The 23,943-nt window shown below is 61.0% G+C and carries 29 protein-coding genes and 1 pseudogene; 3 read left to right on the top strand and 27 right to left on the bottom strand.

The window, feature by feature from the left end; all coding sequences use genetic code 11:
• Positions 1-87: 87 nt before the first annotated feature.
• Complete coding sequence (fpr, locus tag ACF8K2_RS17075; protein WP_186555377.1) at positions 88-867, bottom strand: ferredoxin-NADP reductase; 780 nt, start codon at positions 865-867, stop codon at positions 88-90.
• A 121-nt stretch (positions 868-988) separates the two neighbouring features.
• Between fpr and finR the strand changes: the two genes are divergently transcribed.
• On the top strand, positions 989-1,915 hold the full coding sequence (gene finR, locus ACF8K2_RS17080; protein WP_186555378.1) for a LysR family transcriptional regulator FinR: 927 nt from the start codon (positions 989-991) through the stop codon (positions 1,913-1,915).
• Here the strand turns inward: finR and ACF8K2_RS17085 are convergent.
• From ACF8K2_RS17085 to ACF8K2_RS17095, 3 genes are all read right to left on the bottom strand, one after another.
• Positions 1,912-2,274: a diacylglycerol kinase gene (locus ACF8K2_RS17085; RefSeq protein WP_186555379.1), complete on the bottom strand. Its 363-nt coding sequence runs from the start codon at positions 2,272-2,274 to the stop codon at positions 1,912-1,914. The two genes, finR and ACF8K2_RS17085, sit on opposite strands and share 4 nt — an antisense overlap.
• 73 nt (positions 2,275-2,347) lie before the next feature.
• Complete coding sequence (erdR, locus tag ACF8K2_RS17090) at positions 2,348-2,998, bottom strand: response regulator transcription factor ErdR (RefSeq protein WP_186555380.1); 651 nt, start codon at positions 2,996-2,998, stop codon at positions 2,348-2,350.
• Positions 2,999-3,249: 251 nt separating this feature from the next.
• On the bottom strand, positions 3,250-3,960 hold the full coding sequence (locus ACF8K2_RS17095) for a tRNA-uridine aminocarboxypropyltransferase (protein WP_392466268.1): 711 nt from the start codon (positions 3,958-3,960) through the stop codon (positions 3,250-3,252).
• 222 nt (positions 3,961-4,182) lie between these two features.
• Here ACF8K2_RS17095 and ACF8K2_RS17100 point away from each other — a divergent pair, with 222 nt between their 5' ends.
• On the top strand, positions 4,183-4,602 hold the full coding sequence (locus tag ACF8K2_RS17100) for a quorum-sensing-regulated virulence factor family protein (RefSeq protein ID WP_312155046.1): 420 nt from the start codon (positions 4,183-4,185) through the stop codon (positions 4,600-4,602).
• A 19-nt stretch (positions 4,603-4,621) separates the two neighbouring features.
• Here ACF8K2_RS17100 and ACF8K2_RS17105 read toward each other — a convergent pair whose 3' ends face one another.
• Complete coding sequence (locus ACF8K2_RS17105) at positions 4,622-4,810, bottom strand: hypothetical protein (protein ID WP_186555383.1); 189 nt, start codon at positions 4,808-4,810, stop codon at positions 4,622-4,624.
• 351 nt (positions 4,811-5,161) lie between these two features.
• Here ACF8K2_RS17105 and ACF8K2_RS17110 point away from each other — a divergent pair, with 351 nt between their 5' ends.
• Positions 5,162-6,292 (top strand): LOG family protein, encoded by a 1,131-nt coding sequence (locus tag ACF8K2_RS17110; protein ID WP_392466271.1) that lies wholly within the window; start codon positions 5,162-5,164, stop codon positions 6,290-6,292.
• Here ACF8K2_RS17110 and recX read toward each other — a convergent pair.
• The 22 genes and pseudogenes from recX to ACF8K2_RS17220 form a co-directional block, all read right to left on the bottom strand.
• Entirely contained in the window at positions 6,289-6,759 is a 471-nt protein-coding gene (recX, locus tag ACF8K2_RS17115; RefSeq protein WP_186555385.1) for a recombination regulator RecX, read from the bottom strand. The genes ACF8K2_RS17110 and recX overlap by 4 nt on opposite strands.
• Positions 6,760-6,768: 9 nt before the next feature.
• Positions 6,769-7,836, bottom strand: coding sequence for a recombinase RecA (recA, locus tag ACF8K2_RS17120; RefSeq protein WP_186555386.1), 1,068 nt, complete (start codon positions 7,834-7,836; stop codon positions 6,769-6,771).
• Between the two features lie 103 nt (positions 7,837-7,939).
• Complete coding sequence (locus ACF8K2_RS17125) at positions 7,940-8,422, bottom strand: CinA family protein (protein ID WP_392466273.1); 483 nt, start codon at positions 8,420-8,422, stop codon at positions 7,940-7,942.
• 53 nt (positions 8,423-8,475) lie between these two features.
• Positions 8,476-9,051, bottom strand: coding sequence for a hypothetical protein (locus ACF8K2_RS17130; RefSeq protein WP_392466275.1), 576 nt, complete (start codon positions 9,049-9,051; stop codon positions 8,476-8,478).
• 159 nt (positions 9,052-9,210) lie between these two features.
• Positions 9,211-9,708: a lysis protein gene (locus tag ACF8K2_RS17135; RefSeq protein WP_392466277.1), complete on the bottom strand. Its 498-nt coding sequence runs from the start codon at positions 9,706-9,708 to the stop codon at positions 9,211-9,213.
• Positions 9,705-10,253: a glycoside hydrolase family 19 protein gene (locus tag ACF8K2_RS17140; protein ID WP_392466280.1), complete on the bottom strand. Its 549-nt coding sequence runs from the start codon at positions 10,251-10,253 to the stop codon at positions 9,705-9,707. The genes ACF8K2_RS17135 and ACF8K2_RS17140 overlap by 4 nt, the downstream gene beginning before the upstream one ends.
• Positions 10,254-10,591: 338 nt before the next feature.
• Complete coding sequence (locus tag ACF8K2_RS17145) at positions 10,592-11,074, bottom strand: hypothetical protein (RefSeq protein WP_264236130.1); 483 nt, start codon at positions 11,072-11,074, stop codon at positions 10,592-10,594.
• Between the two features lie 92 nt (positions 11,075-11,166).
• Entirely contained in the window at positions 11,167-11,967 is an 801-nt protein-coding gene (locus ACF8K2_RS17150) for a hypothetical protein (RefSeq protein ID WP_392466283.1), read from the bottom strand.
• A 3-nt stretch (positions 11,968-11,970) separates the two neighbouring features.
• On the bottom strand, positions 11,971-12,558 hold the full coding sequence (locus tag ACF8K2_RS17155) for a 2OG-Fe(II) oxygenase (RefSeq protein ID WP_264236128.1): 588 nt from the start codon (positions 12,556-12,558) through the stop codon (positions 11,971-11,973).
• 107 nt (positions 12,559-12,665) lie between these two features.
• Entirely contained in the window at positions 12,666-13,700 is a 1,035-nt protein-coding gene (locus ACF8K2_RS17160; RefSeq protein WP_392466286.1) for a phage late control D family protein, read from the bottom strand.
• Between the two features lie 15 nt (positions 13,701-13,715).
• The gene (locus tag ACF8K2_RS17165) at positions 13,716-13,922 is read right to left on the bottom strand and encodes a tail protein X (RefSeq protein ID WP_392466289.1); all 207 of its coding nucleotides are present in this window, start codon (positions 13,920-13,922) and stop codon (positions 13,716-13,718) included.
• A complete protein-coding gene (locus tag ACF8K2_RS17170) occupies positions 13,897-14,742 on the bottom strand; it encodes a phage tail protein (protein ID WP_392466291.1) in 846 nt (281 codons plus the stop codon). Before ACF8K2_RS17170 ends, ACF8K2_RS17165 begins: the two co-directional genes overlap by 26 nt.
• A gap of 9 nt (positions 14,743-14,751) precedes the next feature.
• Entirely contained in the window at positions 14,752-16,653 is a 1,902-nt protein-coding gene (locus tag ACF8K2_RS17175; protein WP_392466293.1) for a hypothetical protein, read from the bottom strand.
• A 124-nt stretch (positions 16,654-16,777) separates the two neighbouring features.
• Positions 16,778-17,080, bottom strand: a complete 303-nt coding sequence (locus tag ACF8K2_RS17180; RefSeq protein ID WP_186555395.1) for a phage tail assembly protein — start codon at positions 17,078-17,080, stop codon at positions 16,778-16,780.
• Between the two features lie 11 nt (positions 17,081-17,091).
• Positions 17,092-17,601, bottom strand: a complete 510-nt coding sequence (locus ACF8K2_RS17185) for a phage major tail tube protein (protein WP_264236123.1) — start codon at positions 17,599-17,601, stop codon at positions 17,092-17,094.
• Positions 17,602-17,614: 13 nt separating this feature from the next.
• Positions 17,615-18,781, bottom strand: coding sequence for a phage tail sheath subtilisin-like domain-containing protein (locus ACF8K2_RS17190; RefSeq protein ID WP_392466296.1), 1,167 nt, complete (start codon positions 18,779-18,781; stop codon positions 17,615-17,617).
• An 86-nt stretch (positions 18,782-18,867) separates the two neighbouring features.
• On the bottom strand, positions 18,868-19,470 hold the full coding sequence (locus ACF8K2_RS17195; RefSeq protein ID WP_186555398.1) for a tail fiber assembly protein: 603 nt from the start codon (positions 19,468-19,470) through the stop codon (positions 18,868-18,870).
• 10 nt (positions 19,471-19,480) lie between these two features.
• Positions 19,481-20,962 (bottom strand): tail fiber protein, encoded by a 1,482-nt coding sequence (locus tag ACF8K2_RS17200; protein ID WP_392466303.1) that lies wholly within the window; start codon positions 20,960-20,962, stop codon positions 19,481-19,483.
• Positions 20,963-20,986: 24 nt separating this feature from the next.
• A pseudogene (locus tag ACF8K2_RS17205) lies at positions 20,987-22,096 on the bottom strand (phage tail protein); the annotation flags it as partial.
• A complete protein-coding gene (locus ACF8K2_RS17210; RefSeq protein ID WP_392466298.1) occupies positions 22,089-22,697 on the bottom strand; it encodes a phage tail protein I in 609 nt (202 codons plus the stop codon). The gene ACF8K2_RS17210 and the pseudogene ACF8K2_RS17205, both read right to left, overlap by 8 nt.
• A gap of 1 nt (position 22,698) precedes the next feature.
• The gene (locus ACF8K2_RS17215; RefSeq protein WP_186555400.1) at positions 22,699-23,580 is read right to left on the bottom strand and encodes a baseplate J/gp47 family protein; all 882 of its coding nucleotides are present in this window, start codon (positions 23,578-23,580) and stop codon (positions 22,699-22,701) included.
• Positions 23,577-23,903: a GPW/gp25 family protein gene (locus tag ACF8K2_RS17220; protein ID WP_186555401.1), complete on the bottom strand. Its 327-nt coding sequence runs from the start codon at positions 23,901-23,903 to the stop codon at positions 23,577-23,579. The genes ACF8K2_RS17215 and ACF8K2_RS17220 overlap by 4 nt, the downstream gene beginning before the upstream one ends.
• Between the last annotated feature and the right edge of the window lie 40 nt (positions 23,904-23,943).

The raw sequence follows: 23,943 nt of genomic DNA on the forward strand, positions 1-23,943 counted from the left end.
GCCCCGCGATGAGACCAGTACAGGCAGCACCATCCAGGCATAAAAAAACGCGAGCCAAGGCTCGCGTTTTCTATTGCTGCTTTCGCCTTACTTCTCGACGAAAGCACGCTCGATCAGGTAGTCACCCGGCTCACGCATACGCGCCGAAATCTTCAGGCCGAAGCTGTCGAGCACTTCGCTGGTTTCGTCGAGCATGCTCGGGCTACCGCAGATCATGGCGCGGTCGTCCTGCGGGTTGATCGGTGGCAGGCCGATGTCGCTGAACAGTTTGCCGCTGCGCATCAGGTCGGTCAGACGGCCTTGGTTCTCGAACGGCTCACGGGTCACGGTTGGGTAGTAGATCAGCTTGTCACGCACCGCCTCGCCGAAGAACTCGTTCTGCGGCAGGTGCTCGGTGATGAACTCGCGGTACGCCACTTCGTTGACGTAGCGTACGCCGTGAACCAGGATCACCTTTTCGAAACGCTCGTAGGTTTCTGGGTCCTGGATGACGCTCATGAACGGCGCCAGGCCAGTGCCGGTGCTCAGCAGGTACAGGTGCTTGCCCGGGTTCAGGTCATCAAGAACCAGCGTGCCGGTAGGCTTCTTGCTGATGATGATCTCGTCGCCTTCCTTCAGGTGCTGCAGCTGGGAGGTCAGTGGACCGTCTGGCACCTTGATGCTGAAGAATTCCAGATGCTCTTCCCAGTTCGGCGAAGCGATGGAGTAGGCGCGCATGAGCGGACGACCGGTCTCCTGCTGCAGGCCGATCATCACGAACTGACCGTTCTCAAAGCGCAGGCCCGGATCACGGGTGCACTTGAAGCTGAACAGGGTGTCGTTCCAGTGGTGAACACTGAGGACACGTTCGTGGTTCATGTTGCTCATCTAAGGTGACTCCTGAAGAAATACGCAGCGCGGACCAAGCGCACAGTTGCGCGATAGTTTAGGGGCAGCGACAATATCTGTTAAATGGATTATCAAGATATGTCTTATCGGTTATATAGATATGCGATTCACCTTACGCCAGCTTCAAGTGTTCGTCGCCGTGGCTCAGCATCAAAGCGTGTCAAAAGCCGCCGGTGTGCTGGCGTTGTCGCAATCGGCCGCTAGTACCTCGATTACCGAACTGGAGCGCCAGTCCAGCTGCCAGCTGTTCGACCGCGCCGGTAAACGCCTGAGCCTCAACGCCCTGGGCCATCAGTTGCTGCCCCAGGCCGTTGCCCTGCTCGACCAGGCCAAGGAGATCGAAGACCTGCTCAATGGCAAGTCCGGCTTTGGCTCACTCTCGGTCGGCGCCACCCTGACCATCGGCAACTACCTCGCTACCCTGCTGATCGGCAGCTTCATGCAGGTGCACCCAGAAAGCCAGGTCAAGCTGCATGTGCAGAACACTGCGCACATTGTGCAACAGGTAGCCCACTACGAAATTGATTTGGGTCTGATCGAAGGCGATTGCAACCACCCCGATCTTGAAGTGCAGCCCTGGGTCGAGGACGAGCTGGTGGTGTTCTGTGCGCCGCAGCATCCCTTGGCCAAGCTCGGCCGGGCAGATATCGAAACGCTGTCCCAGGAAGCGTGGATCCTGCGCGAGCAGGGCTCCGGCACTCGCCTGACCTTCGACCAGGAAATGCGCCACCAGCGCGCCAACCTCAACATTCGCCTGGAGCTGGAGCACACCGAGGCGATCAAGCGCGCCGTCGAGTCGGGCCTGGGTATCGGCTGCATCTCGCGCCTGGCCCTGCGCGATGCGTTCCGCCGCGGCAGCCTGGTGCCGGTGGAAACGCCTGAGCTGGACCTGTCGCGCCAGTTCTACTTCATCTGGCACAAGCAGAAGTACCAGACTTCCGCCATGCGCGAGTTCCTGGAACTGTGCCGCAGCTTCACCGCCGGGGTAAGGCGCAGTGACGAGATCGTATTGCCGCCAATCGCCTAGAGCAGGATCACGCCCCAGACCAGCGCCACCATGACCAGTGACACCAGCTGCGCAGCGCTACCCATGTCCTTGGCATTCTTCGACAGTGGGTGGCGCTCCAGCGAGATGCGGTCGATAGCAGCCTCAACCGCCGAGTTGAACAACTCGACGACCAAGCCCAGCATGCACACGGCGATCATGATGGCTCGCTCGGCGCGGCTGACCGGCAGCCAGAACGCGGTCGGAATCAGCAACACGTTGAGCAGGACCAACTGGCGGAAAGCGGCTTCGCCCTTGAAGGCAGCGCGCAGGCCGTCCAGCGAATAGCCGGCGGCATTGAAGATACGTTTGAGGCCGGTCTGGCCCTTGAATGGCGACATGTGCGTCACTTCACCGATGAAAGGCCAGCAGGCTATAGGAATACGGGTCAAAAAAGCGTGAAGCTCGCGCGCTTTAGCTGCTGGCAACTGATTCAAGCTGTTGCAAGAGCAGCGCGGCCTGGGTCCGGGTACGTACGCCAAGCTTGCGGAAGATCGCCGTCACGTGGGCCTTGATGGTCGCCTCCGAGACGCTCAGTTCATAAGCGATCTGCTTGTTCAGCAAACCTTCGCAGACCATGGTCAGCACGCGGAACTGCTGCGGAGTCAGGCTGGCCAGGCCCTCGCTGGCGGCCTTGGCTTCAGCCGAGACATCGACCTTGTCAAAGGCCTGCGGCGGCCACCACACCTCGCCGTCGAGCACCTTTTGCACGGCGTCCTGGATCACCTCCAGCGGGCTCGACTTGGGAATGAAGCCGCTGGCGCCGAACTCGCGCGACTTGACCACCACCGCGGCCTCTTCCTGAGCCGACACCATCACCACCGGAATCTGCGGGTACTGCCCGCGCAGCAGGACCAGCCCGGAGAAGCCATAGGCCCCCGGCATGTTCAAGTCGAGCAGGACCAGGTCCCAGTCGGACTTTTCGGTCAGGCGGGTTTCCAGCTCGGCGATGCTCGCCACTTCTACCAGGCGTACATCCGGGCCAAGGCCGAGGGTAACGGCTTGGCGCAGAGCGCTGCGAAACAGCGGGTGGTCATCGGCAATCAGGATTTCGTAAGTGGCCATCGATCTGTTGATCCTGTTCTGTGCCAGGCGCGTGAGGGATAGGGGCGCCGCCTGACAGGCAACTCAAGGCGCGAACGGCAGGGCCGCCGGCCGGTAAGGCACGGCGAAGTCCGGGGTAACAGCAGCTTCGTCGTGCCCGAAACGGCGCCAAGAATGCCGAGCACGGTCCGGGTGGTCAAGCCCGCCGTACCCGCCCACCCTGGCTGCCAGCGTGGTCATTATGAACCAATATGCCATCCCTGCCCCTTGGACTATAGGAAGGTATGCAAACGTTGATGGGGGTCATCCTGCATGTCCAGCGGCAAATGGCGCTTGGCACTCAAGTAATGCAGGCTGAACACATCCAGGTAGGCATCCAGGGCTTGCGAGGCCTGGCCATCACCTGCCAGATCCAGGCACATCGCCGCCACTTCCGCGGTGCAGAAGTGGTCATCGCGCTTGGAACGGCGCAGGCGGTAGCGCGACATCTGCTCGGCCTCAAGGCTAAGCACCGGGAAGCGATCCAGGTAGGGGCTTTTGCGAAACATCTTGCGCGCCTCGGTCCAGGTCGCGTCGAGCAAGATGAACAGCGGCCGTTTGCCCGGCGCCAAGCTGACTTCACTGACCACACGCTCCGGGGCGACGAACTCGCCAGGGAAGACGATGTAGGGCTGCCACTGCGGCTGATCGAGCAGCGCCAGCAAGCCTGGGTCGACCGCCGTGCGCTGCCAGCCAAAGGCCGAGGTGTCTTCGACCAGGTCGGCAATCAACCAACCGGTGTTAGTCGGCTTCAGTGGCTCGGTGTCATGCATCAGCAGGCATACGCCAGCATTGGCATCGACCTTGGGCTTCAAGGCGCACAGGCAATGGCTGGCAATCACTCGGCAATCGTTGCAGCGTACCGCTCGCGAACCACGCGCTACGAAGGGTTTGATGCTGCGCGCCAGACGCTCGGCGCGCAGGCGCGCGACCGCGTGACTCATGACGGCAAGCCTGGGGACAGGGAAGGAATGGACACTTCGACAACTCGGGGCGAATAAAGCGACAGTCTACCAGAGCGCAGGTCATTTGCCGTGCAGGTGTGCCAGCGGCTCCCTTATAATTGGCGCTTTGGCGGCCTGGATTAACCCCGCGCACGCGAGGTTTGATGGAACGCCGCCCGCCGGCGCAGGTCAAAGCGCCAGTCATCGAACCAGGAGAGATTCATGCTGCGTCTTATCGTCCCGACCCTGAGCCTTCTGCTCACCCTGCCCCTGGCGGCCCAGGCGGCTTCCAAGCAGGACTACGAGCTGAACCAGTTGCTGCAGAAGGTCGCCAAGGAAAGCAGCGTTGGCACCCCGCGTGCGATCAACGAAGACATCCTCGATCAAGGCTACACCGTTGAAGGCAAGGCGCTGGTCAATCACCTGAGCGTGCGTCAGGAACATGCCGAGCGCATGCAGTCTAACCCGCAACAGGTGCGCAGCCAGCTCGGCGACAGCGTGTGCAGGAACAACGGCTATCGCAACCTGCTGTCCAAAGGCGCGGTGCTGGTCTATCGCTTTACCGTGTACAAGAGCAACAGCCCGGTTATGGATCAAGCGTTCGATGCCGCCAGCTGCGCGGCTGGCAGTAAAAAGAAGTGATCCAGGCCATCTGATCGCTTCACTTGGCGCGCCGCTGCTCTTCCTCGGCGCGCAACTCAGCCAACAAGGCCTGAAGGTAGCGCGAATGTACTTCGCCGCTACCCAACCTGCGCCGGCATTCTGCTTCAAGGCTCAGGTGGTGAGCCCGGGCCGCGTTCTCCAGCAGCTTGTACAACTGCTGATCCACTTCGATGACCAAACGATGCATGTGGCCACCTCCCGCATCGAGCCCTCTGCCCCCAGTTAACCAAAGCCGCACAGCGGTTGGAGGCCATCCGACCAGCGGCGATCATCCAGCCATTCGGCACGATCACGCGCCAGCGTCTAGATTGATAACCAACACCTGCGAATTTCCGGCGAGCATGGCCGGGCACGCGGCGTTGCGTTACTTGCAGTACAACAACGAGATGGACTTACCACCACTGCATCATGGCCTTGAAGGCCTACTGCAACGCTCGGGGGGCACACTCGAGCCACAGCAGCCAGCGACACACGCAGTGTCGCGGCCGGGCATCACCATCGGCCCGGTCAGAGGTTTTGCTGCAGAAGGAGACGTTGAATGCCTTACCAACCCAATGAGCTTCTGTTCAAACACTTCAGGGACAACGGGATCGACCTGAGCAAGATCGACGAGCAACTACAACTGGTTGCACCTACCAGCGCCAACCTGCCGCTGTACCGCGACATGATGCTGACCATCCTGCGCATGGCCCATGACGACAGCAATCGCTGGAACGCCAAGATCACCCTGCAGGCCCTGCGCGAGCTGGATCATTCTTTCCGCATGCTCGAACGCTACCGCGGGCGGCGCAAAGTCACCGTGTTCGGCTCTGCCCGTACCCCTATTGAACATCCGATGTACGCCTTGGCACGCGAGCTGGGGGCAACCTTGGCCCGTTCGGATTTGATGGTGATTACCGGTGCCGGCGGCGGCATCATGGCCGCCGCCCACGAGGGGGCTGGCAGCGAGCACAGTCTGGGGTTCAACATCACCCTGCCCTTCGAGCAACACGCCAACCCGACGGTGGATGGCACCGACAAGCTGCTGCCGTTCCACTTCTTCTTTATCCGCAAGTTGTTCTTCGTCAAAGAGGCCGATGGCTTGGTACTGTGTCCGGGCGGCTTCGGTACGCTCGATGAGGCGCTGGAAGTGCTGACCCTGATTCAGACCGGCAAGAGCCCGCTGGTGCCAGTGGTATTGCTCGATTCCCCAGGTGGCAGCTTCTGGCAAGACTGTCTGAACTTCATCAGCCGACAACTGGAGGAGAACCGCTACATCCTTCCCACCGACCTCAAGCTGGTGCGCCTGGTGCACAGTGCCGATGAGGCAGTGGAAGAGATCAACCAGTTCTACAGCAACTATCACTCAAGCCGCTGGCTGAAAAATCAGTTCGTGGTCCGCATGCACCATCCGCTCAGCGAAGCGGCGCTGTACGACATTCAGGAGGGATTCGCTGACCTGCGCCTGAGTGGCAAATACCACCAACAGCCAGATACCAACGTGGAACATGAGGTGGGCAACTACAGCCATTTGACTCGGCTCACGTTCGCCTTCAACGGCCGTGATCAAGGTCGCCTACGGGAGCTGGTGGACTTCATCAACCTGCCAGAGAACTGGGCCAAACCGCAGCCGATGCATACCACCCAGAGGGCGCGGGAAGCGCTTAAAGTCAGCCAAGCAGCAAACTAGTAGTCATCCAAATCTCGGCCGCTCAACAGGCGGCCGATCATCTCCATGGAAAACCCACGGTAGGCGAGAAAGCGTGTCTGCTGGGCACGACTGCGCGGATCGACGGGACGCTGCCCGGCAAACTTGCGCTGCCAGACATCCTGCAAGCGGGCCGCCCAGTCCACTCCGCTTTCGCGCAGGGCCTGTTCAACATCGCCTCGATCCAGACCACGCTGGCCAAGCTCCTCACGAATACGTGCGGGGCCATAACCGGCGTTGGAGCGATAGGAAATGAAACTCTCGAGATAACGGGCTTCACTGAGCAGCCCTTCTTCGGCGAGCCGATCGAGCGCGGGCTCGATCAACTCATCCGAAGCGCCGCGCTGACGCAGTTTGCGCGTCAGTTCGACCCGACCATGCTCGCGACGTGCGAGCAGGTCCATGGCTGTCCGTCGGACGGCGACGGGGGTGTCGAGTACGACGGACATAACGGTAGATCAATAACCCGCTTCGGCGTCAGCCAGGTCATCCGCACCGGCATCAGCGGCAGCAGCCTTGCCTGCTGCGGCAACGGCACCGACGTTGAGCAGCTTGTCGCGGATCTGCTTCTCGAGTTCGGCACCGATGGCCGGGTTCTCTTGCAGGTACTTGGCCGCGTTCGCCTTGCCTTGGCCAATCTTGTTGCCTTGGTAGCTGTACCAGGCGCCGGATTTCTCCACGAAGCCGTGAGCAACACCCAGGTCGATGATCTCGCCGTTGCGGTAGATGCCCTTGCCGTAGAGGATCTGGAACTCAGCTTGGCGGAATGGCGGCGAGACCTTGTTCTTGACGATCTTCACGCGGGTTTCGCTACCCACCACTTCGTCACCTTCCTTGACGGCGCCGGTGCGGCGGATGTCCAGGCGCACCGAGGCGTAGAACTTCAGGGCGTTACCACCGGTGGTGGTTTCCGGGCTGCCGAACATCACGCCGATCTTCATACGGATCTGGTTGATGAAGATGACCAGGCAGTTGGCGTTCTTGATGTTACCGGTGATTTTACGCAGCGCCTGGGACATCAGACGGGCCTGCAGGCCCACGTGCATGTCACCCATTTCGCCTTCGATCTCGGCCTTGGGTACCAGGGCAGCCACGGAGTCGACGATGATCACGTCAACCGCGTTGGAGCGCACCAGCATGTCGGTGATTTCCAGGGCTTGCTCGCCGGTGTCCGGCTGCGAGACCAGCAAGTCGTCGACATTGACGCCCAGCTTGCCGGCGTATTCAGGATCGAGGGCATGCTCGGCGTCGACGAAGGCACAGGTCGCGCCATTTTTCTGGGCTTCGGCAATGACCGACAGGGTCAGCGTGGTTTTACCCGAAGACTCCGGGCCGTAGATCTCGACGATACGGCCTTTTGGCAGACCGCCAATGCCCAGGGCGATGTCCAGCCCCAGCGAGCCAGTGGAGATAGCCGGGATACCGGTACGTTCCTGATCGCCCATGCGCATGACTGCGCCTTTGCCGAATTGGCGTTCGATCTGACCCAGGGCCGCAGCCAAGGCGCGCTTCTTGTTGTCGTCCATTGAAATCCTCACGTGATCGACTGGCCCTGTATGGCCGGAATAACTGTATAAGTAGCCAGTATTATTCCACAGGGATGCATTTCCGCAAACCCCTGTTGTCGAATTACTCGGCACCAAGCTGTAACAAGCCGTCTAACGCGGCGATCACCGTTTGTCGGCGCACCGCTTCGCGGTCGCCGTCGAAGTGGCGGCACTCGCTGCACACACGTCTGCCGTCGGCCCAGGCCAGCCATACGGTGCCTACCGGTTTGGCCGGTGAGCCGCCGTCGGGCCCGGCCACGCCGCTGACCGCCACGGCAAAGCGTGCCCCGCTGGCGGCCTGGGCGCCACGCACCATGGCCTCGACCACTTCCTGGCTGACCGCCCCAACCTGACCGAACAACACCTCGGGCACGCCCAGCTGGCGGGTTTTCTGTCGATTGGAATAGGTCACATAACCTGCTTCGAACCAGGCCGAACTGCCAGAGACACGCGTGATGGCCTCGGCGATGCCACCGCCCGTGCACGACTCAGCCGTGCTCACCTGGGCATTGAAGCGGCGCATGTGCTCGCCAAGACGGGCGGAAAGAACAGTGATCGGGTCCATGACGGGCTCCTGTGAAGATTGGCCACTACCCTAGCAGACAGTTTCCGGGCTGGTTACTGCCAGGTCTTGCCCAGACGCTGCGCCAGCCAGCGGGCCGGAAAATGAATGAAAAGCAGGTAACTGATTAACAGCAAGTACTCGAGCGCCAGCAACATGCTCGAGGCAAACACCGCGAACAGCAGCGGGTGGCGACCAAACAGACGGAACTTGGCGCGATGCTGGGCGAAGTCGACATAGGTGAAGTAGTTGTAGTGGATCATGAAGCCGACCAGCAATGCCCACCCCACGTAGATCAGCAGGTAGCGATGCCACGCCAGGACGGGCAGCCGGGCCGGCAATGCGCCAACGGATCGACACAACAGCAGTGCCAGAACGACGGCAATCAGCGGTGCGGCGAGCGCGATGTAATTGCCGATGGCCATGGCTTGGAGCGGAAAGTTGGACGACCAAGGCCCCACCCGGCCCAGCAGGTGTTGCTCCAGAACCTGTTGCAGCACCAGCGCCAGCTCGCCCTGGGCGTGGGCCTGGGTCGGCAAGCACAGCGCAATCGCATAGACAGGCAAGGCGCTGGTGACAATGATCAGCCACTGGGCGCGATTGAGCGATACAGCCTGGGTGTTGGGCTTCATGACATCCTGTTCATTACACGCAAACCAAGCGACGCGCGCACAGCGTATTTACGCGAACGTCATTAGGGCGCGCCATGGTATCGCCCGCCGAGGCCTTGTCAATTGAAGCGCAAGGATGAAGCCCCCAGGCGCGTGCCAATGTTCGACGCGCAAGACTGATCAGTGCTGCAAGCCCCGAATGTAGTCCTGACAGGCGCGCAGGGCGATCAGTCCGCGATCACCGTCGTCGCTGATGGCGATAATTCGTCGAGCATGCGCCGGGTCAAGTCGGGCGCGTACGGGGCCATGATCCATGCCGCCGGGGGCGGCGGTGGCAGGCACGCCGGCACAGGCGGCGTCGCGCTCGACCAGGACCGACAAGCGCAGATCGGCAGTAGCAAGGCGATCACGCAGGCGTACTTGAGTCTGCTGTACATCGGCAAGCTCCTGGAAATGTCTCGATTCACTGTCATGCAGGCGTTGTTCAAGCCCCAGGCGCTGGTCACGCTCGGCCAGCAACTGGCGATTGATCAGCAGCGCCTGCTCGCGCAGCTGCTGCTCATGCCGCTGGGCCTGCTGCGCCAGTTGCCCGCCATAACGCCAGGCCTGGACTTGCCAGGCCAGCGTCACGCTCAGCACAACCAGCAGCGCGTACAGCCCGAACTGCACACGGTTCAACACAGCACCTCGCGGGCACGCGCCCACAGCTTGAGGCGGTCATCCAGGCCATTGAGGCCGCCGTTGATGTGGCGGGTAATGCGGTTGAATTCACCGCGATCGGCCAGCGCATTGAGCCCGCGTGAATGCCAGAACCAGGCCGCCGACTCACAGGCCCAGCGTGGCTGCTCGAGCATCTGCGGTTGCGCCAGCAAGCGCTCGTCGCCGAACAGGGCTCGGCTGCAGGCTTGGTAATTGTTGCGCCCGGTGACCTGGATCAGACCACGGCCGCAATACAGCTGGCCATCGCCATGGGCCTGGGGCGTATTGCCCAGGCGCAGGGCCAGGCTGCCGGTGTCATAGCGTGCCAGATAGCGATCGCTCCCCAGCTCTTTTACATAACGCAGTTGGCCGGACTCATGGCCAACCTGGGCGAGAAACGCGGCAATTCGCTTGGGATGATTGATCTCCCAACGAGCCATGGCCTCGTTGAGCGGTGCGAGAAACGCGCCGACTCGTTGGCCGGCGAGAGGATAAATCTGCTTGAGTTGGCTCTCCGTGAGCATGGGGTACCTCCTGGTTTAGTTCGAACTCCAGTTGAAGCCTAGAGCCTTCATGTGACCCTAAGTGCTCGACAATAGAGAGCAGTGGCTTCTTCGGGCACAGGGAAACCCGTACTGGGGATAAATGATGAGAACCACTTAACCTAAAACGAAAAAGCCCAGACGAGGCCTGGGCAAAAGTTGCGACTTGAACTTTCAGGCGCCTTAACTGCATTATCCGATGTAAGAACCTGAACTTAGCACGCATTATTCCTACATCACGCGCAGAAATCACCTACAAACAACAAACATCAATAAACCAACAACTCAACACCAAAAATATGCAAGCCGCAACTCATTAACTATCGGCCTCTAGAGCGCCATGCGACCAGGGCAGCAAAAACAAAGCAGGGTATTGCCACGACAATACAGAAAATCGCTAATCGTGTAGACTGCTCATTGTACAAGGTAACGATTTGACGATTCATTCGATCATCGAACAAGATTCGCCCTTGCTGGGTAGCCATTTGGCGAATTGTAACACCCTGCTCTGTGTCTTCTACGGTCAGCCTTACTTTGTAACCTATTCGCAGCCCCAATTGATCGAAGGCGTCTTTGTACGCAAACATGGCCTTACCGTACAGCACACCTTGTAGCCTGTAGGACACGCCAAACTGCAACAGCGACTTATCAACTCTCCATTCATCAGCGTATCCACTAACCCATCCATCCAAAGTAATCTGACTAAGGGGATCTGGCGCTATGTAAGTTTTTTTGTCGTAGCAATAAAATGTAGCAAAGACCATCATCGTCACACCTACACATAGCAGGTAGACTATCTGCATTCGTGTCGTCTTCGGCGGGGGATTTTCGCAGGAATACTCCATTGGCTTACTTTAAGCTTCCGTAAAATTAATGTGTCCTTAGCATGAAGAAATCAGTGATAGCGATCAATACCCCCGAAGCTCCATTGCAAGCCAGGATGTTCGAAGGGTCCGATATCTATGTTCCAGCCACGAGAAATGGGGAGAGGAAAAATCATCGGAAGCGAATCAACCTCGACATAACCTGCGCCGCCACTACTAGCACGCGTGTCTACGTAGTGAACAACCTCATCGCTGGCAAGCACTACAGCCTTGCTAGCAGGGTTCCAACGAGTGACTGCGATACGGCTCTTGTATTTGGCTTTAATCTGCGCCAACGAGACGAGCTTCAGGTCAGGCGCGATCCAATACTGCGGGTAGACCGCATTTGAATTGGCCCTCAGGTGCTTCTCCCAAACCGGCTTCACCAAGGACTGATACACATTACGTGCAACGTCAGATGTAATAATTCCCGCAACCCCAGCGCCTACACCTATAGCGGTTAAGGGCACAGACAAGCTCGAAGCTCCGGCGAGAATGGTTACACTGCCCAACACCCCAGCTACATTTCCTACCAAGCTGATAACATCCCCCACTTGGAAAGTGCCATGATTACGGTACTCTGCGGTAATTTTCAGAAAGACCGTAGTGCCCGCCAGCAGATTGGTTTTAATGTTGAGAAAGGGCGTGAATCCTGCGGTCAATTTGACGATCGAAGTCACTCCCGCCACTGCGGCGCCAGCCTGTGCAGCCTGATTGACCAAAGCAAAGCCACGTTTATCACTATTGTACTGGTCAACCAGCGACGTCCCCGCGACGCCAACACCAATGGGTTTATCGACATACCCAAGGATGATTTCCACTTTCTTTCCCATGCCCTATCGCTCCTTGATAATGGTCTTGAACGCCACACTCATGCGCAGCCGGTTACAGCTTGCCGCTGGCGCCCTAGCAGCGTGCGGTACTTCACCATTCATGACGACAACGCGCCTTGGCTTGGGCTGAACCGTCATGACGATGCTGTCCTTGTCATCGTCGTAGAACACTAGCTCGCCACCCCAGCAGCTTGCCCAGTGGTCATTACAAAATACGATGACGCTTTGTCCCGGCTCCTCGGGAGTGTTGTCCCGGTGAATTGGTCCGTCCTGCGCACTGGTCTGACCATTGGCATAGACACCTAAAAGAGTAGCGTTGGGCATATGCGCCGCTTTGATACGCGCCCAGAAGTCGGCAAGAAAACCCCAGCCGGGCCGCTCGCGTAACTCCTGCTCACAATCCTCCAGTTCGTTTCGCCGTGAGCCTGCAATGAAACTGTGCCAGGAGGGCCGCTCAAGTGGTCCATACGGATAGGGCCAGCCATATCGCCAGATAGACTCACTCAGTTTTTGATGGAGCTGGGCGTGATCTTCTGCACTAATACCTTCATCGATCACGCAGATATCCCTATAAGCAATTACACCACTCATTCTTCGACTCTCCTTTGTCGTCAGATTCCTGGTACGGGATCTGACAATAGAGAGCATTGCTTTCAAGGGGCATAGGGAAACCTCACCAGAAGTTGGGTGTTCCTTCCCTATGCCTGGATAAAATCAGCATGCTCAGGTGCCCTACCCTTGGCCTGCGCCTTGCCCGCTTTGCCGCCATTGCACTGCACCGTGGTGCGCCAGCCGGAGCTGGTGAACACCTGCTCCACCGACTCGATCAGGTACAGGCCATCGAGCCCGGCGATAAAGCCCGTGGCCTCGATGCTGCGCTCGGCAAACAAGTCGGTGCGCCCGGGCATGTCCAGGCGCACGCTGGCAGTGGCGCGATTGAAGCTGGCCAGGCGTGCCTTGGCGGCCTGCTCGGCAGCGTTGCGGTTGGGGTAGACATGGCGATCGGTGTGCACCGGCTGATCACCCGGCGGCACCTCGCTGTTGTTCAGCTCGACCACTTGCAGGGCGCCGCTGGCACTGTCCTGGTGACGGGTGCGCACCGCTTTGTGGGCGTGCTTGTTATCCAGCCTGAACTGCCACTGGCTGACTGCGCTGCGCTCAAGGGTAACCACCCCCAGTGGCTTGCCACTGGCGCTCTGCCCGGCTTGGCGGGGAAGCACCAGCAGTTGGCCGTTGGCAAGCTTGGCGGTGCAGTCGTACAGCCGTGCCAGGCGGGTGATGAAATTGAGATCCGACTCACTGTATTGATCGACCCGATCAACGTGGCTGAGCACCGGACACACTGCCTGCCAGCCATTGCGCGCGGCGATCTGGGCGACGATCTGTTGCACTGAGACGAACTCCCAGCTGCCGCTGCGAATGGTCTTGCCGCTGCCGCACAGGTCACTCGCCTTGCCACGGATCACCAGGGTGTCGGGCGGGCCTGACAGTTCTACCTCGTCGACCGTGTAGCGGCCCAGGCGAGTCAGTGGCTGTCCGGCGTACCCCAACTGCACCTCGATCGAGGCTCCCCGCGCAGGCAGGGCCACGGCGCCATCACGGGCATCGATGCGCAACTCGAAATCATCCGACTCCATGCCCGGTTTATCCGTGGTGCGCAGCAGGAGCAGGCGGTCGTTGATCAGTGCGGTGATGTCGTGCCCGTCGGCGACGATGCGAAAGATCGGTTGCATGACAAGACTCCTCTATCAGTCCCACAGCAGCAGCGTGCCGCTGGTTTGCACCGCCAGGGCTGGCAGCAGGATGAGCACACCAGCGCGAAACGGTTGGGCCTCGTCCGCCAGGCCCTGATTGGCGGCCAGCACGGCCTCCAGCGTGCCATTGAGATGGCCGTAGTAGTGGTGGCAGAGGCTATCGAGCAGATCGCCCTCAGACGTCATGCAGGTCTTGGCCATAGCTGACGAACTCCAGTGAGAATCCTTGTTTGCGTGGAATACCGCCGGCCAGCAAGCTGGCCTGGTCTTCCTCGATACTGGTCAAGCACCAGGTGCCAAGCACCTCGCCGTAGCCGGTGATCAACCACAGCGGCAGCAACTGGCGGCCAATACCGCGCAAGGTTTGCAGCTGGCCCAGGCCACCTTTGAAACCAGGGAAGATCGCACCACGAATGCTGATGGTCTCCTCGCCGCGGCTGACCGCCTGCTGCGCGTTGTCGCGGCTCAGGCGCTCCTGGCCGGCCCAGCGAAAACGCGTCTGCCGGCGTAGTTGATCGAACGCGGCGGTATCGAGGTTGAAGTAGTACGGTACAGCGCCAGGCTTGAGTGGTTGCAGCACCAGCAGGTGGGGAAACGGTTTGATCGCCTGCGCCGCGGGTGTGGTGTCAGGCGCAAAGCCCAAGGTCGACAGCGCGTCACTGACCGTCGTACGTACCTCGCCCACCACCCGACGAATCGCCGCTCCCGCCTTGCCCGCATGTTCGGCAAAGGTATCGATGCGCTCACGCACCTGGCGTACTACGCCCAGCGTTTGGTCGTATTTGCCAATCGCCTTGTCGACCCTGGCCTGGGCTGCGGAGATCGCACGCAAGGTGCGCTGCAGCCGCAGTCCAATAGCCGGCCCGACTACCGGCAGGCCTTCAAGATCTGAGGCCGCACTCTGCACGTGGTCGATGGCCTGGTTGAGCGGGTCAAGCATGGCATCGGCACGCTGGCGCCCAGCCTCCCCCGCCTTGACCAAGGCATATAGCCCGGTTTGTAGCTGTTGCAGGTAAGTCATGAAGCGTCCTCAGGCAACGTGGGGGGTGTCGGCCAACTGCACCGACTGCGCCCGCTCCATCAACTCGCTCAGGGTGCGCCGGGCAATTGCCTCCATTTGCTGGAGCACCGAGGGGTCATCGAGGGAGGTGTTCAACGTCAGGGGCATGTTGGCGGTGAAGGTGAACTGCTGATTGATCGGCGGGCGGGGGCTGGTTGCTGGAGTCGGCACTGTCGAAGCGGGTATCGATGGCTGCTCAGTGGCGGTATCCAGCCTGCGCGCCGCTTCACCCACGGAGGTAGGTGCCTTGCGCTGCTCGCTGACAGTGGCTGGTGGATTTTGGCTGGAACCCATGGACACGTTTCTGGCCAGCCAGCCGCCGACGCTTTCTCCGCCCATGCTGCCCAGCGCCCCACCGATCAGGCCCCCGATCGCCGTACCAATGACCGGCACTACCGAGCCGATGGCGGCGCCAGCTGCGGCGCCGGCCAGGGTGCCACCCAGCCCACCCACGGCAGTGCCGTAACCTTCGAGCTTTTCTTGCGAGCTGCCTTCACTGCTGAAGGTTTGGGCAATCTGCAGACCGGCATCCACCAGAGCGCCACCTGGGACACGCTTGAGCAATCCTTTTGCCAAGGGGCTCGCGCCACTGACCGCCTTGAACATCGATGACTGGCCTGACACAGGAGATTGGCTGCCTGCACCAGGGTTCCTGGACGCATGGGTTTGTTTCATAGATTGCGCCGGGATGATGTCGCCAGCGGCAGTATCGCTGCCCATCTGCGCAAGCCGGTTTGGCGCAGCAGAGCCAAGCCGTGGGGTGCTTGAAGCGTTGTTTCGGTTAGCCTCACCGGTAGGGGTAGCATCTGCGAAGACGCTTACTGGCGGTTGAGCAAGCGCGGTGATCGAAGTGGAGTTCTGCGCCCGTTGCTGCTCTTGGCCGCCCTCTTGGTCTTCGAACTCTTCCTCCTCTTCCTCTTCTTCTATTGCCAGTCCGGGTGCATCCGTTTGCTGTCCTCCAGCACCCCGGGAAAGCGTTGTCGGCACTTTTCCTGGGCCTGGCGCTGGCTCTGGCGAATCCTTGCCAGCAAACAATCCGTAGAGACTTTCACCGGCCATGCCACCGAGCTTCTCCCCGACGTAGCCACCGACCAACTCGCCGATGTCGTCAGCCTTTTTCTTGCCAATCACGCCACCCAGTGCGGCGCCTAGCAGGCTGCCGCCCAACTCACCCAGTGCGCCGCCAACCCCCTTGGCGGTCTCTTTGCCGTTTTCAGCAAAGGCCAACGAGTCAACGACCTTCAAGCTTGCCGAAGCCGCAGCCATGTTGCGCCTGCTTTTTACCGCTTCTGTGGCTCGCTGTTGTTGATCAGGTGAAAGCTGCTGGTAAGCCTCGTACCCTCCCCAACCAGCGGCGACTGCGGCGCCCGTGGCAGCAGACAAGGTCAGTCCGGTCTTGAGGGCTTCGAAGCTTGACCCCACCAGGGGCTGCTCCGTGCGCTTGGCAGTCGTCGCAGTGCCATCCTTCGGCGCTGAGGCGGGAGCAGACGTTGCAGCATGTGCTGCCTTGGCCTGGGTCGCTACAGACAGCGGCATGGGGATCTGCCACGGGCCAGGCGCAATCAGCGCCTGGCGTGCCAAGATCTGGTAGCGGCGCTGCAAGCGCTCGACGGCAGCGGCCTCCCGCTCGAGCCTGTCGATCTGCGCCTCGTGCGTTTGTGCCTGATCAATCGCTAGCGCCCCCTCCACTTGACCGGTCTTGTCCAGTTCAAGCCCCAGGCGAAACACCTCTGAGCTGATTCGCCCTAGGCGGATGCTGTCCGCTTGCTTGCGCAGCGGCGCCAGCCGTTGGCGCAGCAGGTCAAAGGTGATGCCCAAAGTCTGAGCAAGCGTGACGGCGGTGCCGAGCGCGGATACTTGTGTATCGGCCATCCGTTCCTCCTTTTACTCCGAAAGCCACCAGACCATGTCGCTGTGCGACATGGTCATGATTTCGCTCGCGGAAAAGTTCAGCTCCTTGGCCAGCCGCTTGGCAGCGGCTTTCTGCCGGGCCGGGTCAAAGCTCGTCGTCCTGCACCAGGCGAAAGTAGCCGCTCTGCAAGCGGCTGTAGTCTTTCAGGGCCAGGCCTTCGAGGTCCTTGACGCCGACCTCGGCCAGCGAGGCGAACAGGTTCAGTTCACGCTGCTCGTCATCGCCCGCGCCACCCGCTTGGGCATTGCGGATGTCACGCACAGTCGGCGCACGCAGCGACAGGCTGTCGACCTGTACGCCGTTGGCTTCGCTGGCACGAGACAAGCGCACCGTCACCCGCTCAGCGTTCAGGGTCAGCCATTGCGGAAGCTTTTTCGCTTGAGCCATGTCGGTTCTCCTTACAGGCCAAGGGCTGCACGTTGCGCGGCCAGTTGGTCGACGCCGTCGATCACCCGCTTCATGCCCAGGGCATCGATCTCGTAGACCAGGCGGCCATCGACTTCGAGTTTGTAGTAGGTGACGGCAACACTGTGCTTGATCTCGGCTTTGTCGCCGGATTTCCAGTCGCCCATGTCGACTTCCTTGAGCGCGCCACGCAGGGTGACCACTACTGGATTGATCTTGCCCTTGAGGCCCTTGAAGGCGCCGCGGAAGGTGCCGTTGAAGGCACTGGCATCGGCCAGGCCGAAGAATTTCAGGGCTTCACGGCGCACACCGGTCGTGGTGAACGCGGCTTCCTGTTTCTCCATGCCCTGGTCCATCTCGACCGGCATGTCCATGCCGCCGGGGCGGTGCTCTTCCATCTTCAGGGTGAGTTTGGGCAGGGTCAGGCTGGGTACATCGCCCTGGAAGCTGACGCCGTCGACGAACAGGTTCAGGTTGGCCAGGGTTTCGGGAATCATTGCCATGTAGATGCGCTCCTTAAGCGGCGGAATCGAGGACTTCGGTCAGCCACTGGTTGGTGACTTCGACGCGGAAATTGGGGTTTTCGGCAGGCGGGACATCGGTGAACCGGATGTTCCAGTACACCTTGCCCTGCTCCAGTTGGCTGGCGGTGTTCAGTTCAGGGTCGGCGTAGACCTCGAAGTTGATGATCGCGCCCTGGTTCTTCAGGTCGCGCATGAAGGCCTGAAGGCCCTCGGTGACGTCCTTGACGTAGGTGGCGGTGATCGCCCGGTCGACTGCCCATTTGTGGCCGTAGAGAATCGCGTCCATGACGATGTCCATGGTCCGCACACGAGTGACGAAGGCCCATTTCGGATCGCTGGACAGGGTGCGGTTACCCCACAGGCGGAAACCGTCGTCGCGAATGATGGTGGCGATGTTGGCGTTGTTCAGCAGGTTGGCGCGGCAGCTGTCGTCGCCATCGAGGAACTCCACCGGACGGCGGGTACCCGTGATACCGACGAACTCCTTGTTCGACGGCGAGGCCCAGAAGCCGTATTCGCTGTCAGTCCAGGCGAACAGGCCGGCGACCCAGGCCGAACCTGGTGCATCGATGGTGGCCTCGGCGTCGTTGTCCCAGTAACGCACGCCTGGGTCGACCAAGAAGGCTCGCTTGGCGCCAAAGTTGCCAGCGTAGGCGATGGCCGCCTCGTCGGTGGTGTTCGGCCCATCGATGATGGCGATGGCGCGCAGTTTGTCGGCCAGGGCGACCAGCGCGGTGCCGACGGCCTCGACGGCACTGTGCTGGGGCGCCACTAGCAGGCGTGGCTGGGCGTTGAAGCGGCTCTTGCCGTCGAGTAGCGCTTGCAGGCCGGTGCGTTTGCCATCCGCTTGAACCGCGCCGATGATGGCTGCGGTCTGCTCGGCTGCGTCTTCGACCTTGGCTACGCCACAGGCGACGATGACGGCCTTGGCGCGGCTGTAGATTGCCCGGCAGGCCTTGGTGATGGCGGCGTCCTGGCCGAACGCCGCGACCGCTTCGCGCTCACTGGTGATCAGCACCAGCTCGTTGGCCATGGCGCTGATGCCAGCGCCTTCGCTGAAGGTGTCGACCAGGCCGATGATCGACGAAGAAGGCAGCGCAATGCTGCGCGCGCCGGTATCGACATTAGTAACGGTGACGCCGTGGAAGAATCCACTCATGTGTTAGTACTCCAGATATGAAAAGACCCCGCGATGCGGGGTCTGGATGGGGTGCAGAAAAACGAACCTTCTACCCAGGCAGAAAGTTATTGAGGGGGGTTGGTGGTGGAGGCAATCGCCTGGTCAGGACTGACCGGCCAGCGAATGGCCAAGGGGTAATCGGCTTGCTGGTTCACTCGGTTGAGCTCGATGCGATAGCGCTTCCAGGCAAGCAGTGCGGCAAGCTCCTGCTCACTCGCTTCGCCAACATCGGCGGCATCTTCCAGTGGCACGATACGGATCGCTGCCTCAGCCAGCTTGCTGTCGCGCAAAGCCAGCGCCAGGGCCACGGCCTTGTCACGTTGTGCATCGACATCGGCCACCCAGGCACTGCCATTCCAAGTGTGCAGCGGGCCTGGGAAGGGCTCGCGGGTCAGCGTGTCTGGCAGCGGTCCCAACAGCAGATACTCCTGGGCATCACCAGTGGCAGTGCTATAGACGGTGCCACGATTGTCTTGAACCAACTCCCAGGTGTCTGTTTGCCTGTTGCGCACTATCGCAAAGCCGGGGCTGGAGGCTGGCGGGGAGTCGGCGAAGGCGAGTGCGGGCACCAGCCAGTTGCCCTCCTCCAGCGGATCGGGATCAGCCAGGCCTTGGCCAATGTACTCCAGGGTTTCAGGATGAGCGTTATAGGTCGTAGGTGCGTCCATGTTTACCTCGTCAGTATTTGATGCATGCGAGCAGCGCGATGTTGCGCGGACGTGCTTCATTGCCACCGCTAGCACCGATCGTCACCACGTGGCTGTGGTCACCGGCACTGGCAGCGGTGCCGGAAATAGTGTGGGTATGGGCACCGGCCGGGTTGGTGGCTGCGGTCGTGCCGTTCTGCAAGTTGGCGGTGGTGAAGTTGGGCGAGCCACCACCGACGTTGTTGTTCTGCGCACGAGGCGCGGTATGGCTATGCTCGCCGGCGGCCAGGGCGGTACCGCTGATGGCGTGGGTATGCGCACCTGCCGCCGCGGCAGAACCTGTGTGGGTATGGCTGAGGTTCTGCCCAGCCTGTACCGAACCCAGGACTCGACCGGCGTCCAGCCCGCGCCCGTCATCGACGCCTCGTATGAACTCGCCGCGCAAGTCCGGCAGATTGAACGTGGTACTGCCATCACCTGCGCCGAACGTCGTACCGATCTGGGCGAACAACCCGGCATAGAGCACTCGACCCACCGCAGCACCATTGGCCTTGATGTAGCCAACCGGCGGCGTATTGCCTGCCACATGGATGATGCTGCCTGGGGGGACACCGTTGTCGAGCCTGGCCCAGGCAGTCCATTGGTTGTTGTATTGGCTACGGGCATACACTGCACTGCCACCGGAATACTGAATCGCCAGCTGGCTGCGGTTGGAAGTCGAAGCAATCGTCGAGTAGAAGGTTGTCGTTATGTGCCAGTACCAGACTGGGTCCGGCGTATTGGCATGATTACTGAGGATGACCTGGTTGACCGCAAGATTAGGGTCCTGGTTTGTCGCTCCTTGGGCTAAACCACTGGCGGCATTCACCGCAGCGGCCAAGCCGACCACTTCACTGATGGCATGTGTGTGTGTTGTTGGCGCTGCGCCCAAGGTAGTACGCGCCGCCTGCGCATTGGCGTCATCGAGCAAGGTGCGGCTGAACGCCGACAACGGCGCCATGGCGAACGTGTCGGCCGCCGTGCTGTAGATCAGTTGGTCAGCGGCTGAGCTCAAGCCGGCAAGGGCGGTCAGCGTTGCATCCAAAGGCTGTTTGCCCGCCAGGGCATTGGTCATGGTGGTAGCAAAGTTCGGATCGTTGGCCAATGACGCAGCCAGCTCCTTGAGCGTATCGAGGGTGCCGGGAGCCGAGTCGACCAGGCCCGCAATCGCTCCCTGGACGAAAGCGGTGGTTGCCAGCTGCTGGGTATTGGTGCCTTTCACCGCTGTCGGCGCCGTTGGCGCGCCGCGCAAGGCGGGCGAATCGGTGATGCTCAATTCCGCCCAGGCCGACCAGACATTGGAGTAGCACGAGCGGCTGTAGACCCGGCCGCTGTTGTAGGTGGTGTAGAGCTGACTGCAAATCGCCGGGCTGGCACATTGCACCAACAGGGTGCCGGCGACTGCCTCGGGATAATTCAGGGCCAGGGTCGCGTTGGCATTGGCCGTCTGCCCGTAGGAACCTGGGGTAGTCATGCTGTTGAGATTGGATCCAGCAGGTAGATTGCTGCCGGATACTCCTACACTGCCCCAACCCAAAGAGCCCAGTAACTGTTGCGTGAACTGGGTAGTGGCAATACTCGTGTCGTTGCTAGCGATCGCCGCTGTCGGGGCTTTCGGTGCACCGCTCAAGATGGGAGAGGCAAGGTCGGCCTTGAGTGCCAAGGACGCGTCGACCTGCGCCTTGGTATAGACGTCTGTGAGCCCGTAACCTGCGACCGTAGTCGGGTTGCTGGCCGCCACCACGCGGCCATACTTGTCCACCGTGACGCCACGATAAGTACCTGCTGCGACGCCGCTCCGGCCGTAGGCCATTTCGAACGCTAGCGCGGTTACGCCTACGGAAATAAGGCCGTCAGTTACCAGTTGCCAAGCGCTATCGGCATTGACGCTGCCTTGTTCGACATGCACCAGTAGCCCCGGAGTGACCTTGGTGGAACTGTCAGCATCGCTGCAGCGTGTCCAGGCGCCGCTAGCGGCGAGGTACAGGCCATTGTCCTTCGCGGCAGCCTGGTTCTTCACCAGAACCCGCGCGCCAGCTGGCAGCGCAACCCCGTCGATACCCTGCAATCCGCTTAAGGTAATAGCCGCAGTGGTCGCGGCCAGCACCGAACGCTTGAAGTCCTGCCTGGCCAACTCTTCTGTCACCCATTCACGGGTGGCCAGCACCACGCTGGGATCAATTTTCAGTTGCACATTGCTGGCACTGCTGACGACCAAGTTCATCCGCACGATCTGGGTACGACCCGATCCCTGGCTCAACAGTGGCTTGAAAGTCGGTGCGCAATTGGCCACGGCGATCATGTCGCCATCGGCGTCATACAGCGCGATCTCGCGGATCCAGCGGCCACCGACATCGGCAGGAATAACCTGCTCGGCGATGATGATGGCGCTGTTCTTGTCGTCGACCTTGAGCTGGTTCAGCGGCGCCCGGCGCCATTCGTTGAGCAGTTTGGTCTGGTTGGCACTTGGCGTCGGATCGGTGCCGTTGGCGTCGCCGACGCCCATCTGGGTGATTTTCCACGCGATGCCCAAGGCATCCGCGTTGGCCTGCTTCGCCGCCCCCACGTTGGTGAGAATGGCGTAGAACTGTGAATTCTGGTCAACCATGTGCAATGTCCAAGGTATCGATTGAATGTTCGCGGCCACCGCGACCGATGACGCCGATAACGTCTATGTCACGTGCCGCCAAGGGGTAGATGTCCAGCTCGTCGCCTTCTTGGCATGCGCAGCCGACATGAAAAGCGCCGCGGCTTTCGAGGCTGATGACCAGGCCGGTCAAGTGTCGACTGACGGGCCTGGCGTCATCGATCAGCGACGACAGCTGCTGATAGGTTTGTTCGTTGATGCCTGCGTCGGACACACCGATCTTCAAGGCGAAGGTTCCGGGCAGTGCTGCGGGTTCGGCCTGCCACCACTCCTCTACCTCGATCAGATAGCCGAATGGCTCGACCACCCGCCTGAGTGCGCCGAGGGTGCCTTTGTGGGCGTGGACGAAGAACGCCGAGCGGATCACCGAACGCTTGATGGTGTCGCTCCAGCTATCGTCCCAGCGGTCGACCGACCAGGCCCAGGCCAGCTGATAGAGCAGGTGTGATGGGCAGTTATCGGGGTTGTAGAGCAAACGCAGGTCGACCTTGAGGTCTTCATCCCCGGCCACCTCGATGGCCCGCTCCAGGGGCGTACGATTGAGCGGTAGAAGGCTATGCATATCAGCCTCCGCGCTTGAGCGAAAAACCCGTGCACCAGGCGGCCTGGGCCTTGCTCGGACGGATGTCGGTCCAGTTGCCCAGTTCGACCCGGCTGACACCGCCGATATGCAACTGGGCATCGATACCGGAGCGGGCAACTTCCAAGCCCAGGCGTCGTCGTGGGTTGATCCAGGCCTGCAAGCGGCGCTGGCATTCGGCAAGAATCGCCTCTGATTCCGGGCCGTTGTCAGCCATGTACAGCAATGCATCGATGCGATACGCCAGCACCTCGGCGCTGCGCACATTAACCCGGTCAGCCACGGGGCGAATGTCGTCGTCGTTCAAGTAGGCCGCAACATCTGCCAGCAATTCAGGGCTGGCGACACCGTTGCCATCCAGGCTCAGCACCGTGACGTCGACGACAGCCGGCGACGGGCTCTCGGCGGTCGCGTCAGCGACCAGCCCCGACGCGTTGCGGGCATGCAGGATGTAGCTGTTGCGCGGCCCTGCCGTGGTCAGCCCTTCGTAGACCAGTTGCACCCGCTCGCGCAGGGCATCGTCGGACTCAAGCTGCGCCTCTACAGGCGGCACACGGGTCGGGTCTGCCGCCTGGATCACCAGGCGCTGCAAACTGACATTAGCGGCCAGCTGGTCCAGATCACTGCCTTGCGCATAGGCCAGCAGCAACGCCTTGGCCGCATCGTTGATACGCGCCCGGTTGAGCAGCTTGCGATAAGCGCCGACCTCCAGCAGCTTGGTGACCGGATCGCTTTCGAGCTGCGCCGTCCAGTCATCCCCCAGGTGGGCGCGGAAGGTCTCTAGGTCGGCTTGGTAAAGGTCTTCGTAGTTAAGGTCCTCGAGTAGCTGCGGTGCGGGCAGGCGGGAGAGGTCTACCTGGCTCATACGCTCACCTCCAGCAGGGCCTCGTCGCCCAGGTAGCGGCCACTCAGGAGCAGGCTGACTTGGCCATCGAGTACCGCTACCACCTTGACCCGCTCAAGCTTCAGGCGCGGTTCCCAGCGGCCCAGGGCGCGAGCGACCTCGGCTTGCACGGCGCTCTTCCAGCCTTCGTTGACCGGCATGTCGACATAGCGACGCAGTTGGCTGCCGTATTCGGGGCGCATGCGGCGGCTGCCAAGCGGGGTGGTGAGAATGTCGTCGATCGATTGGCGAAGGTGAGCGATGCCGGCCAAGGGCTGGCCGCTGCGGCGGTCCATGCCGATCATGGGGCACCTCCTGCCGCAGACCAGCCCGCACAGGCAGGCG

The organism is Pseudomonas sp. xss_2 (genome assembly GCF_043104195.1).
Lineage (GTDB): Bacteria > Pseudomonadota > Gammaproteobacteria > Pseudomonadales > Pseudomonadaceae > Aquipseudomonas > Aquipseudomonas urmiensis.

What these genes read in the sequence shown, in the direction of transcription:
- ACF8K2_RS17190 (WP_392466296.1), bottom strand. Translation starts at nt 18,781, where the DNA reads ATGAGTGGATTCTTCCACGGCGTCACCGTTACTAATGTCGATACCGGC.
- ACF8K2_RS17180 (WP_186555395.1), bottom strand. Translation starts at nt 17,080, where the DNA reads ATGGCTCAAGCGAAAAAGCTTCCGCAATGGCTGACCCTGAACGCTGAG.
- erdR (WP_186555380.1), bottom strand. Translation starts at nt 2,998, where the DNA reads ATGGCCACTTACGAAATCCTGATTGCCGATGACCACCCGCTGTTTCGC.
- ACF8K2_RS17185 (WP_264236123.1), bottom strand. Translation starts at nt 17,601, where the DNA reads ATGGCAATGATTCCCGAAACCCTGGCCAACCTGAACCTGTTCGTCGAC.
- ACF8K2_RS17130 (WP_392466275.1), bottom strand. Translation starts at nt 9,051, where the DNA reads ATGAAGCCCAACACCCAGGCTGTATCGCTCAATCGCGCCCAGTGGCTG.
- fpr (WP_186555377.1), bottom strand. Translation starts at nt 867, where the DNA reads ATGAGCAACATGAACCACGAACGTGTCCTCAGTGTTCACCACTGGAAC.
- ACF8K2_RS17175 (WP_392466293.1), bottom strand. Translation starts at nt 16,653, where the DNA reads ATGGCCGATACACAAGTATCCGCGCTCGGCACCGCCGTCACGCTTGCT.
- ACF8K2_RS17170 (WP_392466291.1), bottom strand. Translation starts at nt 14,742, where the DNA reads ATGACTTACCTGCAACAGCTACAAACCGGGCTATATGCCTTGGTCAAG.
- ACF8K2_RS17105 (WP_186555383.1), bottom strand. Translation starts at nt 4,810, where the DNA reads ATGCATCGTTTGGTCATCGAAGTGGATCAGCAGTTGTACAAGCTGCTG.
- ACF8K2_RS17145 (WP_264236130.1), bottom strand. Translation starts at nt 11,074, where the DNA reads ATGCAGATAGTCTACCTGCTATGTGTAGGTGTGACGATGATGGTCTTT.
- ACF8K2_RS17140 (WP_392466280.1), bottom strand. Translation starts at nt 10,253, where the DNA reads ATGCTCACGGAGAGCCAACTCAAGCAGATTTATCCTCTCGCCGGCCAA.
- ACF8K2_RS17220 (WP_186555401.1), bottom strand. Translation starts at nt 23,903, where the DNA reads ATGATCGGCATGGACCGCCGCAGCGGCCAGCCCTTGGCCGGCATCGCT.
- ACF8K2_RS17125 (WP_392466273.1), bottom strand. Translation starts at nt 8,422, where the DNA reads ATGGACCCGATCACTGTTCTTTCCGCCCGTCTTGGCGAGCACATGCGC.
- ACF8K2_RS17195 (WP_186555398.1), bottom strand. Translation starts at nt 19,470, where the DNA reads ATGGACGCACCTACGACCTATAACGCTCATCCTGAAACCCTGGAGTAC.
- ACF8K2_RS17095 (WP_392466268.1), bottom strand. Translation starts at nt 3,960, where the DNA reads ATGAGTCACGCGGTCGCGCGCCTGCGCGCCGAGCGTCTGGCGCGCAGC.
- ACF8K2_RS17215 (WP_186555400.1), bottom strand. Translation starts at nt 23,580, where the DNA reads ATGAGCCAGGTAGACCTCTCCCGCCTGCCCGCACCGCAGCTACTCGAG.
- ACF8K2_RS17165 (WP_392466289.1), bottom strand. Translation starts at nt 13,922, where the DNA reads ATGGCCAAGACCTGCATGACGTCTGAGGGCGATCTGCTCGATAGCCTC.
- recX (WP_186555385.1), bottom strand. Translation starts at nt 6,759, where the DNA reads ATGTCCGTCGTACTCGACACCCCCGTCGCCGTCCGACGGACAGCCATG.
- ACF8K2_RS17155 (WP_264236128.1), bottom strand. Translation starts at nt 12,558, where the DNA reads ATGAGTGGTGTAATTGCTTATAGGGATATCTGCGTGATCGATGAAGGT.
- ACF8K2_RS17200 (WP_392466303.1), bottom strand. Translation starts at nt 20,962, where the DNA reads ATGACTACCCCAGGTTCCTACGGGCAGACGGCCAATGCCAACGCGACC.
- ACF8K2_RS17150 (WP_392466283.1), bottom strand. Translation starts at nt 11,967, where the DNA reads ATGGGAAAGAAAGTGGAAATCATCCTTGGGTATGTCGATAAACCCATT.
- finR (WP_186555378.1), top strand. Translation starts at nt 989, where the DNA reads ATGCGATTCACCTTACGCCAGCTTCAAGTGTTCGTCGCCGTGGCTCAG.
- recA (WP_186555386.1), bottom strand. Translation starts at nt 7,836, where the DNA reads ATGGACGACAACAAGAAGCGCGCCTTGGCTGCGGCCCTGGGTCAGATC.
- ACF8K2_RS17085 (WP_186555379.1), bottom strand. Translation starts at nt 2,274, where the DNA reads ATGTCGCCATTCAAGGGCCAGACCGGCCTCAAACGTATCTTCAATGCC.
- ACF8K2_RS17210 (WP_392466298.1), bottom strand. Translation starts at nt 22,697, where the DNA reads ATGCATAGCCTTCTACCGCTCAATCGTACGCCCCTGGAGCGGGCCATC.
- ACF8K2_RS17160 (WP_392466286.1), bottom strand. Translation starts at nt 13,700, where the DNA reads ATGCAACCGATCTTTCGCATCGTCGCCGACGGGCACGACATCACCGCA.
- ACF8K2_RS17110 (WP_392466271.1), top strand. Translation starts at nt 5,162, where the DNA reads ATGCCTTACCAACCCAATGAGCTTCTGTTCAAACACTTCAGGGACAAC.
- ACF8K2_RS17100 (WP_312155046.1), top strand. Translation starts at nt 4,183, where the DNA reads ATGCTGCGTCTTATCGTCCCGACCCTGAGCCTTCTGCTCACCCTGCCC.